The sequence below is a fragment of the Bacillus sp. FSL P2-0099 genome (genome assembly GCF_038007445.1).
Taxonomy (GTDB): Bacteria; Bacillota; Bacilli; order Bacillales; family Bacillaceae_G; genus Bacillus_A; species Bacillus_A mycoides.
In genome coordinates, this window is record NZ_JBBOXE010000001.1 from 2,406,038 (window position 1) to 2,422,074 (window position 16,037).

The following is a 16,037-nucleotide window of genomic DNA, read 5'->3' on the forward strand; positions in this document are numbered from 1 at the left end:
TTTGTTTTCTTAACAAAATACCTAGTGCTTTCTTATCTTAACGGGGAACAAATTTATTACTTAGATGGTCTATTACGTGTATTCCTAAAAATGGATGTCCAAATTGAGTACAATATATCCCGTTTGATATCTATTTTTATGTATTGCAAAAATATGAAAGGACTTATTATTTTGAAAAATAAAAGGATATATATTGGTGGGGTACAAGTTTAATACTTTTACAGATGAGGCATTGCAAGTGGAAACGAAAAAGAAAAAGAAACAACCCAAACGGTAGCCGGTAGCTTATCAATCATAGAGACGTAGGAGGATATTATATGATAAAACAAGTCGTAGACGTAAAAACATTCAAAAAGTGTACGGTAAAAAAGGTGAGAATCAATCACACGCATTAAAAGGTGTTTCATTCTCGATTCAAGAGGGGGAGTTTGTTGGGATTATGGGGCCATCTGGTTCTGGCAAAACGACATTATTAAATGTAATTTCAACTCTTGATAAAGCGACAGGTGACGTTATTGAAATTGCAGGAACGGATATTACGAAAATGAAGCAAGGTGAGCTTTCTGATTTCCGTTTGCAAAAGTTAGGATTCATTTTCCAAGACTTTAATTTATTAGAGAATTTATCTATTTACGAAAACATTGCACTTCCATTATCCCTTCAAGGTGTCCCATCACGAAAAATTGGGCCGAAAGTAGAAAAGGTAGCTGATATGTTAGGGATTGTAACAATACTTCAAAAGTACCCATCTGAAGTATCTGGTGGACAGAAACAGCGTTCAGCAGCAGCACGTGCGTTAGTGCATGAGCCTGCAATTATTTTAGGGGACGAGCCAACAGGAGCTCTTGATTCTAAAAATGCAACTAGTTTACTTAATGCGATGACAAATTTAAATAAAGAACAAGGCGTATCGATTATGATGGTTACGCATGATCCATACAGTGCAAGTTACTGTCAGCGTATTTTATTCATTCAAGATGGTGAGTTATATAAAGAAATTTACCGTGGTGGTAAACGTGAAGAGTTTTATAAAGAAATTTTAGAGGTGCTTGCAGATTTAGGCACACAAAAAGCGTAAGAAAGGAGGTTTGGGCATGTTATTTAAACTTTCCATGTCAGGGTTGAAAAGTAAATTGCAAGATTATATTGTATTACTTATTGGTCTTATTGTATCTATTTCTACTTTCTATATGTTTCAAACGCTATCACTAAATAAAGTGTTCCTTGAATCTAATGCAAACATTGGTCCTATTGTATTAATATTCCAAATAGGTTCCTCTTTATTAGCGATTGTAACATTTTTTTACATTATGTATGTAAACTCTTTCTTATTATCTCTTCACCAAAAAGAGTTTGGTATGTATATGATGTTAGGAGCAAAAAAGTATAAAGTTACATTACTGATGTTCCTTGAAACAATTATATTAGGTGCGGCGTCACTTGTGATTGGGATTACAAGTGGTGTAGGACTTGCAGAAGGTATCGGACAGTTATTAATGAAACAATTGGAGTTGACTGGAGAAGGTTACCAAGCTTTGTACATTCCATCAATGGTCGTTACTTGCATCTTCTTCTTTGCATTATTTGTACTATCAGCAAGTATGAATAGTATTAAATTGTCACGTATTTCTATATTACGACTTGTACATGCAGGTGCACAAACAGAGCGTGGCGCGGTAAAAGGAAAAATGACAGTTGTAGTTGCATTACTTGGTCTGATTTTGTTAGGTATTGGTTATGCATCATTGCTCTATATACCACAGGCAAAAAATCTAGGAACCGTTCCTACATTAATGGCTCTTGGATTAATCGCAGCAACTGTTAGTACTTACATGTTGTTTGGATCACTTCTCCCAGTTATGATAAAAAAAATAAAAAGTAATAAAAAGCGTAGTGAAAAAGGGCTTAATGCTTTTACCTTTGCTCAATTAAACTTCCGCATTAATGGCTTAACAAATGTGCTTGCGACGGTAGCAATCTTAGTAGCCCTTGGAGCAGGTGGAATTGCGTGTGGTATGGCATTTAAAAACGACGTTTTAAAGCAGACTGATAAAGGAACAATTTACGATTCGGTAGTTCACAATCCAACAGCAGAAGAAAAGAACATTTTGAGTAGTATTTTATTTCAAAAGAAACTTGAATATCGTTACAAAGTAGATGATAAGTATGTTTATTATATAAAAGAAGAGCTAGAGAACAATCATCCTTTAGTAAAAGATAGAAAAAATGAGAAGATAATGAAAGTTTCAGAAGAGATTCCCATGGATGCATTTGCATTGTCAAGACAATGGGGTAAAGAGGATGCAAAATCAAAACAATGGAGCGACGCTTTCGAAACAATTCAGCCAAATTATATATATCCTAATCATAAAATAAAAATTGTAGATCAAAACATATACGATAGTATGAAAGGTAAAGAAAGTACTGTGTTTATTGGGAAAACAGATGATTTTGAAGCATATTTAAAAGAATGGAAAAAACTTGATGAATTACAGGTAGTTAAGTATAAAAATGTGAAATCTGAAGAGCTGTATAGTAAGTATCAACAATATATTGCAAATCAAGGTTTTTCCAGCGGACTAATGTTTATGGGGTTCTTCGTTGGAATTGCGTTTTTAGCAATGATGGCAAGTTGCTTAATGTTTAAAATTCTATCTGGTGCATCTAAAGATAGTATACGTTACCAAATGCTTCGTAAAATTGGTGTTCGCCAGGAATTATTAACACAATCGATTTATAAGGAGTTATCCTTCGTATTCTTAGTCCCAGCAATTATCGGGATTGTTCACATATTAGTTGGTATGAATATGTTTGGCCCTCTTTTAATCGATCCGTATTTTCGTATTTGGTTACCAATTGTTATTTTCATAGTGATTTATTCGATTTACTACTGGATTACAGTTCAATTGTATAAAAGAATTGTACTTCCGAAAGAAGGTTAATGTAATAATGTTATGTATATTAAGTATCATCATAATTGGCCCCCGTTATGATGAAGTGAAAAAATATCATGTAAGCAAAATAGAAAGTGGATTTGAGATACAAATATGCAGCAATGAGCGGCAGAAAGTGTTAGAAAAAAAGTAAATACAAGTAGGGGGCGCATTTCATGTATAACTTACAAGAAGATATGTATGAGCAATTAAAAGAGAAAAATACTATTCTTTCTATATCTTAATAATGAAGGGAAAAGAAGAGGGAAAATAGCATCGTTCCTACATTGAGTACTACTTTAACCTTATTTGTAGGAACTCTTGCACTATCCCCTTACAATAAAATTGAATAATCATCCAATATTAATTGTTAACTATTATCGGAATTTTGACAGGATAGAACAATTTTCAAAAAAATATCTTGTATTCATTGTGTCTATTATAGCTATTATTTAAAATTGGGTTTGCACCAAAAGAGTGTAAATAAACATAAAACTTGTAAACTTTATTCATCATAAGGATTATCGTTTTAGAAAAGGAGTGTGTGTTGAAAAAATTTTTAAAGGTAATTTTAATCTTATTAGTAATATTTATAGGAATTATGTTGGGAAGCATAATTTTAAATAAAACATATCATACAGAGTTTAAGTCTTTAGATAACACGGATCAAAACATGTTAAAAGAATTATCTACTATTTATAAGAGCTTCGAAGAATCGAGTGATAAACTTTGGAATGAAGATTATCGCTTCGAAAAAATGCCATTGGTTCTGATACGTAGTAATAAAGACGGGGGATTCTTTAGACAAGAAGCTTATGCAGTTAATGTAACGGGATTAGAAAATAGTATTTTTGCAAAGGAAATAAAAGTCTCAAATTCTCTGCATCTATCTAAAGTCTATCGCTTAACTCGTTTTGATTTTAGAACTATTTCTACCTGGATTCCTTGGAACTTTGGGACAATAAATATTAACGATATGGATGTATTTTATTTAAAATATCATCCTAAAATGTTTAGTAATCCAGATTTATATTTTGATTTTTCATCTTTCTTATTACATGAAGGTTTTCATGCTGATAAACAAAAAGATTGGACATATGATGCAAATGGTGGAGAGTCTATTCACGAATATCCGATTAATAAAGAAAATTACGCGCTAATGGGATTAGAATTTAAGCTATTAGATAAAGCAATGATTGATACGAACCCAGAAAGTATTAATCAGGCATTATATGATTGGACAATTGTACGTAACTATCGCTATAAAAAATGGCCTCAATTAATTGGAGAAACAAAAACTGAAGCAATAGAAGGTTCAGCACGATACTTAGAGTATCGTTATAGTAAATTAACTGGTGGAAATCTTATGGTACTTGCAAAGAAGCAGAAGCCATATCATGTTACTTTTATGGAGGCGTTCAACTTCATTGCTAATGGACAGGCAGAATCTCCAAGGTTTTTAGAGCGGAATATGAGATATGAGACTGGTTCAGCCCTTGAATTAAGCATGGACAAAGTAAATATTCCATGGAAAGAAGCTATTGAAGATAGTGCAATCAAACAAGGAAAGACACCATATGAAGTATTAAATACGTACTTTAATATAAATAATACGCCCACAATTGAAAATAAAATCAAAGAAATTAAAGAGAACAATGACTATGAAACACTTTTAGAACAAGGAGAAAAACTGGTGAAAATAAGTAACGAGTAAAGAAAATACGATTTGAAAAAGAATTTTCTTTAAAGAGCGTATTGAAGAGGATTCTTTTTTCATTTTATAAGTTATATACACTACCGGTGTAATCAAAAAAAATTAATTAAAAGAAGGAATCTCAAAATAATTTTTTTTATTAAAAGCTAAATTTAATGAAGAAGAAAAATTATTAATTGTAAATGGATCTAAAGAAAATTTTGAACAATATTTAAGACGTTATCTTTTATATCGATTATGTTACTTTTGGTCATTCAATTGCAGGTTTACAAAAAAGAGGATAGAAATGTACCGTCTGCTTATGCTTTTAGTTGTTCAATATGAGAAAAATGTGGAGGAATCATATGGAGTCAAAAATTCTTATTGTTGATGATGATAAAGAGATTAGAAATCTTACCTCTGTATATTTGGAAAATGAAGGTCTGAAAACTCAAAAGGCAGAAGATGCTATTGAAGCGTTAGAACTGTTAGAAGAAAAGCGATTCGATCTTATTATTTTGGATGTTATGATGCCTAATATGGATGGCATTGAAGCGTGTATGAAGATTAGGGAAGAACTAAATATGCCTATTATCATGCTTTCTGCAAAATCAGAGGATATAGACAAAATTCAGGGTTTAGCCTCTGGTGCCGATGATTATTTATCAAAACCGTTTAATCCGTTGGAGTTAATCGCTAGAGTAAAATCCCAATTAAGAAGGTTTAAAAAATATAATACAAATACAGATAATGATAAAAGTGTCCTAGAAATTGGTGATTTGACCGTAAATACAGATACACGTCAAGTATGGATAAGAGGCACGGAAGTAAGGCTAACTCCAAAAGAGTTTGATATACTCGAACTACTTGCTCGTAACAAAGGGATTGTTCTGAGTGTTGCAAAAATATATGAAGCAGTTTGGAAAGATGCTTTTTATAAATCGGATAATACCGTCATGGTGCATATTACAAAAATAAGAGACAAAATTGAAGAGGATTCTAAACATCCAATTTATATTAAAACTGTTTGGGGAATTGGGTACAAAATATGAAGAAGGTTAGTTTTAGAAATAAGATAATAATAAAACTTCTTGGTGCTGTTGCAGTTAGTTTTTTTGTTTCGTTTGGTTTAACAATCCTCACTTTTATATATATTATAATACCATTAAATCTAAATCACTATCTTGATGATCTTAGTACATTTGAAAATAATATACTTACATTTCTTATATTTGCGTTAGCGATCTTTACTTTTATTATCATTTTTTAATATTGGTTCGAAAGAAAATAGTATATTTGAAGCTCATTTCTGATAATGTGAATGATATTGCCAATGGAAAACTGGGTTTGACAATTGGGATTGAGGGAAAGGATGAATTGACTCATCTTGCTCAAAATATTAATTATATGTCCAAGGAATTGGAGAATACATTTGAACAGGAAAGACAATTGGAACGTACAAAAAATGAACTCATAACCAACGTATCACATGACTTACGCACACCGTTGACATCTATTATCGGCTATGTAGATTTATTAAAAAGAGGGCAATACGACAGTAAAGCACAATTACAGGAGTATCTCGAAACCACTTATTTAAAATCACAGAGATTGAAATATCTAATTGATGAACTATTTGAGTACACCCGTTTATCAGACATCGATGCCAGATTAAACCTTAATGAAGTTGATGTATCAGGTTTGTTGGAGCAAATAGTTGGAGAATACACTCCTATATTTGAATAGGAAAGTTTAATTGTTCAAAAATCAATAACGGAAGAAACAATACCTATTCTTATGGATGTAGAAAAAATGGTACGTGTTTATGAAAATCTGTTTATAAATGCGATAAAGTACAGCATGAAGCCATCCGAATTATCAATATGTCTTGAAGTAATAGATAATAAAGCAATTTTGAAAGTATCAAATAAAGCTGAGAAACCACCTGTTAGCGATCCAAATAAATTGTTTGAGAGATTTTTCAGGGGTGATAAGGCCAGAAAAGGTGATCAAGGAAATGGACTGGGACTTGCTATCTCAAAAAGAATTGTTGAACTTCACAATGGTAATATACATGCAGAATATAAAGAAGGTTGGATAGCCTTTATTGTTGAACATCCGATCATATAGAATGGCTTATGGAATGAAAGGTTCCATAAGCTTTTTTAAAACTTAAGAAACTTCTTAAGTTAATAATTCAAGTAAGCCATTCATAGTAGACATGATACTGACAAATTAATTTGTTTATTATTATAAAGTAATTAACAGAATAGAGGGAAAGTTCATTGATATGAACAATGGAAAAGACGATAGTAAATTTAGCAACCAGTGTGTTTCGGTATTCAACCGGGGCACACTGGTTTTATTTTTTTATAAATGTGGAACAAATGTATTACTTAGATTGTCTATTAAGTGTAATCCTAAAAAATATGAAAGTACGAATCAATTTGAAAAATACAAAGGTATTAAAAAGAGGGATATGTGTGGGATGAGATGGTCTATATGAAAGTGGTCCTAATGTCTTATATGTATATAGAATTTGATAACACTGTCTATTTTTTGGAGGATTATGTTAAAATAACGTTTTTTTGAGTACAAAGATATTGGAGGTAACAGAAGTGAAAAGTATGTTTTGCAAGAGATTTATTACAATAGTAACAGTGCTTACACTATTTTGTAGCATGGCCGTTACATTTGGAAGAGCATCAGCGGAAACAGTTCCTGCTATAGACGTAGAAGCAGGATCAGCAATTTTAGTAGAAGCAAATTCCGGGAAAATTTTATATCAAAAAAATGCAGATGAATCATTAGCAATTGCTAGTATGACAAAAATGATGAGTGAATACTTAGTTCATGAAGCGGTGGATAAAGGAAAACTTAAATGGGATCAAAAAGTTAAAATTTCTGAATATGCATATAAGATTTCGCAAGATCGCTCATTATCAAACGTTCCATTAGAAAATGGTGGCTCTTATACGGTCAAAGAGTTATATGAGGCAATGGTAATCTACTCTGCAAACGGTGCAACAATTGCTTTAGCTGAAGAGATTGCTGGAAAAGAAGTCAATTTCGTGAAAATGATGAACGATAAATCAAAAGAGTTTGGAATGAAAAATTATAAATTTGTAAACTCTACAGGTTTAACAAACCATGATTTAAAAGGACATCACCCAGAAGGGACAACTCCAGACGAGAAAAATAAAATGTCCGCAAGAGATTGTGCGATTTTAGCACAACGTCTTATTCAAGATTTCCCGAAAATATTAGATACAGCAAAAATCCCTAAAAAAACATTCCAAAAGGGTGGCAAGTATCCGATTGATATGACGAACTTTAACTGGATGTTAAAAGGCTTAATTAAGCAATACGAAGGTGTAGATGGGTTAAAAACAGGAACTACTCCAGAAGCCGGAGATTGTTTTACTGGTACAGTAGAAAAAAACGGTATGCGTCTAATCTCTGTAGTTATAAAAGCAAACTCTCATACAGCACGTTTTGATGAAACAAAGAAATTATATGATTATGGATTTGCGAATTTTGAAGTGAAGAAGGTCTATGGAAAAGATTCAGTAGTAAAAGGTCATGAAACAGTGCGGGTAGCAAATGCAAAGGACAAAGATATAGTTGTTCAAACGAAGCAAGCTGTTTCACTTCCAATGCCAAAGGGCAACAAAGACGTTTATAAAAAAGAATTTAAAGTATCGAATAAAGAACAAGAAGCGCCTATTAAAAAAGGTGTAACAATTAGTCAAATGATTATATCGCCTAAAGATATTACAGATCCTGGGTTCTTATCAGGTAAATCATTACAAGTAGACCTTGTAACAAAATCTGAAGTAGAACAAGCAAATTGGTTTACACGTTTTATGCGCGAAATAGGATCTTTCTTTAGCGGTATGTGGAATAGTGCGGTTGATATAGTAAAAGGCTAACTTTGTAGGATAAAACTAAATATTAGCCTGAAATAAAAGGTTTCAAAGTATTATAGATTCTTATGTGGATGGCTTGGAATGGAAGATTGCATTAATTCTCAAATCTGGTTCTTCGGAACTTTCGGTATTGCAATCAAGCTAAGATAAATTTGTATCCATATAATCAAAAAACGCTATTCTTTTTGTAGAAATATACAGAAAGGATGGCGTTTATTATGAATTGTTCGATTCAAAGGGTTCTGGTGCAAGGCTAGTTTAATAAAGTTACATGATGAAAACACATTCATTATTCCATCAAGTGACAATAAAAATAAATACCTGGTACTTATTCCTGTTATTAAATTTTATAAAAATTTAATAAAATCTTTTCTTCTTATTAAATATTTTGTTTTAAATTAATTATATAAAGAAATGGAGGCCGAAAAATGAATTTTTTAAAGAAATTTAAGTATCTTTTTATAGTGTTTATCCCTATGTATATAGTTATTCTTTAATTTCAATCGAATAAAAAAGTAAGGTATTCGAGAAAAAAGTACGGTACCATACAGAGAAAACGCTCTCCCATACAAAAGTAAATTGTACCGAAAGTGATAAAAGCGAATGTTATATGGAGGGAACCCCCTAATAATTTCACCTGAAAATCGGTAATTAATGAAACAAACAATAACAAGATGATACATGATTACGAGTTAATATCCCCAAAAGATAGGATTACTAGTGACAATCTTTGATACTGACAATTGAGGTGACGTCGATGAGAGGGACATTAATAAAAAGTGGAGTATTTATTTTAGTTTTAACAGGAGGGCTATATCTTACAAAATACGCATATGACCATCATACTAACCGAGTTAAAGTAAGAGACACGATTCAACAAATATCAATAGAGCATGGTATACCGCCATGGATTCCTTTATCTATTGCATTCCATGAAAGTAAGTTTGATCGAAACGCAATTGGAGATCAGGGCACATCATTTGGACTGTTTCAGCTTCATCGAGGTGGACTAGCACCTAAAGATTTAACGAACGAAGATTTGAAAAATGCAGAAACCAATACTCGAATTGCAATATCTAATATGATAAATGCATATAACCGTGGTTTACAGCAAAATTTAAAAGGACCAGAGCTATTAAAATATGTTGCTAATACCTCAGGGTGGCCTGGGAATAAGGGTGTTCAATGGACAAATAAGCAGACAGACTATAACGAGGGTTTAGAAAACAGTTTTAAAATGTTTTCTAAACGACAATACGATTTTATAGAATGAAATTTCTTTTTTCTTTCTATTATTATATAACTTACGCCTAAATACGAAAGTTTCCTAAAACAGATACATAGATTGACTTTGTACTGCTTATATTAGGAATTTAAAGAAACAATATGTATAATTCTCCCACTACAATAGTATAGTGGCCTTTATTAACAGCAAAATCTACAATTTATAAGGAGAACATTTTATGAGTAAGAGAATAAAAGAATTAGATTCCATACGAGGGTTAGCGGCACTGACAGTGGTATTTGGACATTTTTGTTTAATGCTACCATCGTTGCCTAATTCTATTAAATTTTCTCCGCTTAGGTTTTTATGGGCTGGCGGGGAAGCTGTAATCGTTTTTTATGTACTCAGTGGTTTTGTGTTATCTATGGCACTTTATCATTCAAAAACAAATTATTGGGGATATTTAATTAAGCGATTTGTACGAATCTATATTCCTTATTATTTTTGGATAATCATTACCTTTGCTTTATTTATTTTGTTCTCGCCGTATGAAGTGGCTGGACTACGGGATTGGTTCTATGATAGGTGGCAAGGGTCTATAACAAAAATAGATATTATAAACCATTTTGTGCTTCTTAATAACTTTTTTACGGAAAATTATAATCCAGTTATCTGGTCATTGGCTCAAGAAATGCGTATATCTATTGTGTTTCCGTTGTTATTCCTTCTTTTTTATAAACTGAGTTGGAAGAAAACGATACTATTTGCTTTGAGCTTTTCTTTAATTAGTGTTTTCCTTAATATGTTGCATATAGGGAAAGCAGAGGGATTTTATAATGGTTATGCCGATACACTGCATTTCACATCGATGTTTATGGTTGGAATGTTACTTTTTAAGCATCAGGAAAAGCTTATCTACTTATATAGGAATATGAAAAAATTTAATAAAGGATTTCTTATTGCATTAGGGATTATTCTATATTTATATTCCATTTTAATTTATGGTTTTTCCCGTAATGATACTACTTTCTTATTAAAAGATTGGGGTGTCGTAATCGGTGTTAGTATATTTATAATAATGGCCATGAGTAACCTAAAAGTGAAAGCATTTTTAAATAAGAGTGTATTTGTATACTTAGGAGAAATTTCATACAGTATCTATTTGTGTCATTTTCCAATCATGATGGTACTATTTAAACTTTTGTATACAAAGATACCTATCTTTTTCCTTCTTGCTTTGTGTATTTCAATGACAATACTTTTTTCTATAGTTTCGTATCATTTAATTGAAAAGAAATGTATCAACTGGGCAAAACAAAGAACAACAAATTTTCGAAAAAAAGTGTAATGCTTGAAGGAATTTTATTTCTTTAGTAAATATACGAATATGACCGATTCCTAAGTATATTAGGAATCGGTCAATTACGGATTCTATATAAATATACTAAAATTGAACAAATTTTTAATTTTATACTTAACTCCAAAAATCCTCTTACTAAAGAGAATCTTCGTAACGTTTTTCCAGACATAGCCGAAAGTACAATTAGTAAAAAGCTAGTTTCCTTGTAGCTGCTTGGTCAAATAAAGCTAGTTTCAAGAGGAAGAAATGCTCAATGTATACAGGTTTAATTCTGTATTAATAATTATTAGGGGTAACAACACATCGCAATCTATATCTAAAATGTTATATAAAACTATTGAATATTTTATTCGTAAAAACAGAGGTGTAAAATGAATTTTATTTCCGAACTACTTGTTACCTTTGCAATTCCTACAATACAACTCACATTCTTGTTACTACTCATTTTTGTTTTTAGCTACTTTGTAGTATACAAAAAGGTATGTAAAGGAGGGGGGGAATTTACCGTACAACAAGTTATATTGTTTATATTGATAATAGGATATTATTCCCTTGTATTATCAGCTACTTCATTTGGTCGTCCAGATGATATAACTTTTGCAAGAACAATTGACTTTGATGTACTTAGTGTTTATAAAAAAGCATGGAATACCTTTTCATTTTCTTCTTTTTTCCATATCATTTTGAATATAGGTATGCTTTTTCCGTTAGGAATTTTATTACCTTTATTTAGTAATGTTTTTCAAAAAACAAAATGGATGTTAATCAGCTCAATTATAGCAAGTTTATTGCTTGAAATCCTTGAATTTATAATGCAACGTGGAAGTATGGAACTAGCCGATTTACTTCATAATACTTTAGGAATGATGCTAGGATATTCTATGTTAAATATAGTTCTTATATTGTTGAAGAAAAAAGAAACAGATACACAAATGACCAAATATTTATTTCTTCCGATTACAGTAAGTTTTGTTGCACTTGGAATAATGATTTCGTATCAAATGAAGGAATTTGGGAATATGCCTTTAGATCCCATTACAAAAACAGACATGACTGATGTCACTATAAAAACATCAATAGAGTTAAAAGACGAAGGTAATAAAATGCCTGTTTACAAAGAGGAAATTACAAAAATGCCTAATGACAATGAGCCAGTTACAAAAAAATCACATATTCGAGATGTCGAAATTCTGTCTCCCAAAGAAGTATTTCAAAAACTAAAACAAGGAGACTTTGATCCTATAATATCTTTCAAAGCAGGTGATACATTAGTCATTACAGATTATAATATAGATTACTACGCTGATACAAAAGGCTTTTCTCAACCTATATATGTTTTTCAAGTACACTTAAATGATAATGGGAAAGATAGTTGGTCTCAACCTATTTCTGCGAGAAGATAACGTAGATTTTCATGTTTTTGTTCATGTGAAATAGTTTAATCGAGTTGTCTTGCTCATTTGAAAAATCTCCTATGGAATTTAATTGAAATTGAAAAACATTTAAGAAGAACAATTACGCTGTGGGCTATTGTATAGTGTAGATATGAATAACAAAAAAGGGGGACTATATATGTGGAAGCGATTTGTAGCGATTGGTGATAGTTTTACAGAGGGGATAGGGGATGAAGTTGAGGGAATAGCATTAAAAAGCTGGGTAGATCATTTTGTTCAACTGTGTGTAGATGATTTAAAATATGCTAATTTTGCAAAACGTGGGTTAGTAACTAAAGAAATTTGCTCACAGCAATTGGAACAGGCATTAACTTTTAATCCAGATTTGGTTAGTCTAATTGCAGGTGCAAACGATGTTTTAAAAGGACGTTGGAATCATCATGCATATAAGAACGATATGGAATTTATGATAGATACATTAAGTAAAGCAGGTGCTGATATTATTATAGCAAACCTTCCAGATTTTACTGTTAGGCTTCCATTTCCTTCTGAAAAAAAACAAGTATTAAAAGAACAATTATTAGAGGCAAATGAAGTTATACTTTCACTGAGTAGAGAGTATAAGCTTCATCATGTTGACTTTTGGAATCATCATTTAGTTAATGACAATACGCTTTGGTCTACGGATTTAATTCATCCAAACTCAAAAGGATATGTAAAAGTTGCTGAATTGATTTTTAGTAGTTTGCCTGTACATGACTCTTTTAAATAAGCTGTAGAATGACCTAAACTCCTGTCGCATGCTGTACAGGGGTTTTTGGTGCGAAAAAGAAGGATATAGAGTGCCTATAAATTATACTTTAAGTAATTCTTTTTATTGTTTATATTTTTGTTATTTTCTGTTGCAGAATCCTTAGTATAAGGATTCTTTTTTTGTATCAATAATCTATAAAGAAAAAAGATGAAATTGGCGAAAATGAACTAAAAGGTATTTTAAATGAATTGTTAAAACAACACTAATAATGATAACGTTCGCTAAATATATTCGTCGTTTGTAAGAATCTTAAAATCTTCCCTTTTTGAATGCAGCTTAACCATAAATTTAATTTTTTTGTAAATGTGGAACTATTTCATTACTTACACTGTCTATTAAGCGTTAAAACATTTTTTATTTAACATATTTAGAAAGGAATAATCATTTTTAATTAAGGGAGAAGATTGAATTGAAAAAAATATGGATGCTGCTTTTCTTTTGTTTTGGAGTTATGTTGGTAGGATGCAATAAAGATGAGCCGCCAAAACAAGCATTTGAAGAATATATCAATTTATGGAATGATAAAAAATTTACAAATATGTATGATTATTTATCAGAACATGCAAAAAAAACGATTTCTAAAAAGGAGTTCACAGAGAAATATCAAAAAATTTATGAGGGTATTGGAGTTAAGAATTTAAAAATTAAAACGAAAGGAGAGAATACTAAAGATAAAGAACTTTTTCTTTTTGAAGTTAATATGGATACGGATGGAGGAACAGTTTCATTCATCCATGAAGCAAAACTCGTGAAAGATAAAGATAAGGAATCTTGGAAAATAGATTGGACACCAGACTTCATTTTCCCAGGTATGAAAAAAGATTACAAAGTACGTATGCAAACAGAGCAAGGAAAACGCGGAGAAATATATGATCGAAATGGAAAAGGGCTTGCAACGAATGGTAAAGCGACTGAAGTTGGAATTATTCCAGAGAAACTAGGTGAAACGGCAGCGCAAACGAAAGAAATAGTAGCACAATTACTTGATATGTCTATAGAAGAGATCAATCAAAAGCTCGCAGCGAAATGGATAAAACCAGATTCCCTTGTACCAATTGGTATTTTAAAAGAGGGAACCAGACAGAATGATTATATTGAATTAGAAGGAGTTTCATCTCGCCCAGTAAATATTCGTACGTATCCATTAGGAGAAGCAGCGGCACACTTAACGGGATATATAGGAAAGGTAAATGCAGAGGAGTTAAAATCGCTTCAAAAAAAAGGTTATCAAGCAGATGATTTAGTGGGTAAGACAGGTTTAGAGAAAGTATTAGAGAATAAATTGCGTGGTGAAAAGGGTGGACGCGTATTTATGGAAGATGAGAACGGGAAAGAGATTAAAAACGTAGCAAAACAAGAAGCAAAAAAAGGGGAAAATGTTACGTTAACTATTGATGCTGCAATTCAAGAAAAAATCTTTAATGAGATGAAAAATGAAGCAGGATCTAGTGCAGCGGTCAATCCTAAAACGGGTGAAACAATCGCACTTGTAAGTAGCCCTGCTTATAATCCAAATACAATAGTTAGAGGAGCATCAAAAGCTCAACGGGAAGCATGGAATAATGACTCGAAACTGCCAATGATGAATCGCTTCACACAAGCATTTGTACCAGGTTCCGTATTTAAAACGATAACAGGTGCAATTGGTTTGGAAACAAACACAATAAATCCTAAGGAAGAATTTAAAATTCAAGGATTAAAGTGGACAAAAGATTCATCTTGGGGAAATTATTATGTAACACGTGTGAAGGATGCTAGTCCAGTTGATTTTGATAAGGCAATGAAGTACTCTGATAATATTTATTTTGCTCAACAAGCTTTGAAAATAGGAAAAGATCAGTATGTAAATGAATTTAAGAAATACGGATTTCATGAAAAATTACCAATTGAATACGAATTCCCTATTTCAATCATTGCAAAAGATGGGATAAAAAATGATATTCAACTAGCAGACACGGGGTACGGACAAGGACAAGTATTAATGACACCTCTTCATTTAGCATTGACTTATGCACCGATTGTCAATGAGGGTAACATTCCGTCACCGCATCTTATAAAAAAAACAAAAGAAACGGGAAATTGGAAAGAAAATGTGATTTCTACCAAGAATCAAGAGATATTAAAAAGTGCGTTAATAAAGGTTATTAATGATCCTGATGGTGCCGGGAGAATTGCTAAAGTTGATGGTGTAACTCTCGCTGGTAAGACAGGTACAGCAGAACTGAAAGAATCGAAAGAAGCAGAGGGTAAAGAACTTGGATGGTTTGCAGCTTTCGATGCAAGCGCGCCAAACATGATCGTTACCATGATGATTGAAGATGTAAAAGGAAGAGGCGGGAGCAACGTTCCAGGTGAAAAAATAAAACATGTTTTTCAGAAATAATACTTAATTAGAAGGTGAAATTTACTTCTTTAGTAAATATACAAACCTTACCGATTCAAGATTATATTAGGAATCGGTTAATTTATGTCTAAACGCAGATTTTATGATTTTAATAATCGTATTTAATTACGTGTTTTTTACACAATTAAATACGATTATTTTTTATTTAAAAATTATAAAACAACAAATTTTTAAATGTTAAATTAGATGATTGAAATTTAAAAAATAAGAGCTATTATACTTAACTTTATTTTCAGAAATATTACAAAACTGTTAGTTTGAAGTAAGGTTATTCAATATAAGTAA

9 protein-coding genes and 3 pseudogenes are annotated in these 16,037 nt (G+C 31.6%); all 12 read left to right on the forward strand.

Annotated features, from left to right (window positions below; genetic code table 11):
• The first annotated feature begins 317 nt into the window (after positions 1-317).
• The 12 genes and pseudogenes from MKY90_RS12370 (at position 318) to MKY90_RS12425 (ending at position 15,731) form a co-directional block, all read left to right on the forward strand.
• A pseudogene (locus MKY90_RS12370) lies at positions 318-1,078 on the forward strand (ABC transporter ATP-binding protein).
• Between the two features lie 16 nt (positions 1,079-1,094).
• Positions 1,095-2,942 (forward strand): ABC transporter permease, encoded by a 1,848-nt coding sequence (locus MKY90_RS12375; RefSeq protein WP_033731041.1) that lies wholly within the window; start codon positions 1,095-1,097, stop codon positions 2,940-2,942.
• A 538-nt stretch (positions 2,943-3,480) separates the two neighbouring features.
• Positions 3,481-4,647 (forward strand): hypothetical protein, encoded by a 1,167-nt coding sequence (locus tag MKY90_RS12380; RefSeq protein WP_341093249.1) that lies wholly within the window; start codon positions 3,481-3,483, stop codon positions 4,645-4,647.
• Positions 4,648-4,991: 344 nt separating this feature from the next.
• Complete coding sequence (locus MKY90_RS12385; protein ID WP_050001421.1) at positions 4,992-5,678, forward strand: response regulator transcription factor; 687 nt, start codon at positions 4,992-4,994, stop codon at positions 5,676-5,678.
• Positions 5,675-6,756 (forward strand): annotated as a pseudogene (locus tag MKY90_RS12390) (HAMP domain-containing sensor histidine kinase). Before MKY90_RS12385 ends, MKY90_RS12390 begins: the two are co-directional and overlap by 4 nt.
• 488 nt (positions 6,757-7,244) lie before the next feature.
• Entirely contained in the window at positions 7,245-8,558 is a 1,314-nt protein-coding gene (locus tag MKY90_RS12395) for a D-alanyl-D-alanine carboxypeptidase family protein (RefSeq protein ID WP_002185854.1), read from the forward strand.
• A gap of 754 nt (positions 8,559-9,312) precedes the next feature.
• Entirely contained in the window at positions 9,313-9,828 is a 516-nt protein-coding gene (locus MKY90_RS12400; RefSeq protein WP_002141806.1) for a transglycosylase SLT domain-containing protein, read from the forward strand.
• 190 nt (positions 9,829-10,018) lie between these two features.
• Positions 10,019-11,128 (forward strand): acyltransferase family protein, encoded by a 1,110-nt coding sequence (locus MKY90_RS12405; protein ID WP_002127447.1) that lies wholly within the window; start codon positions 10,019-10,021, stop codon positions 11,126-11,128.
• Positions 11,129-11,217: 89 nt separating this feature from the next.
• Positions 11,218-11,349, forward strand: a pseudogene (locus MKY90_RS12410) (Fic family protein); the annotation flags it as partial.
• A gap of 162 nt (positions 11,350-11,511) precedes the next feature.
• Positions 11,512-12,543, forward strand: a complete 1,032-nt coding sequence (locus MKY90_RS12415) for a VanZ family protein (protein ID WP_215599657.1) — start codon at positions 11,512-11,514, stop codon at positions 12,541-12,543.
• Between the two features lie 169 nt (positions 12,544-12,712).
• Positions 12,713-13,306 (forward strand): SGNH/GDSL hydrolase family protein, encoded by a 594-nt coding sequence (locus tag MKY90_RS12420; protein ID WP_141506960.1) that lies wholly within the window; start codon positions 12,713-12,715, stop codon positions 13,304-13,306.
• Positions 13,307-13,757: 451 nt separating this feature from the next.
• On the forward strand, positions 13,758-15,731 hold the full coding sequence (locus MKY90_RS12425; RefSeq protein ID WP_215599656.1) for a penicillin-binding transpeptidase domain-containing protein: 1,974 nt from the start codon (positions 13,758-13,760) through the stop codon (positions 15,729-15,731).
• Positions 15,732-16,037 lie beyond the last annotated feature (306 nt).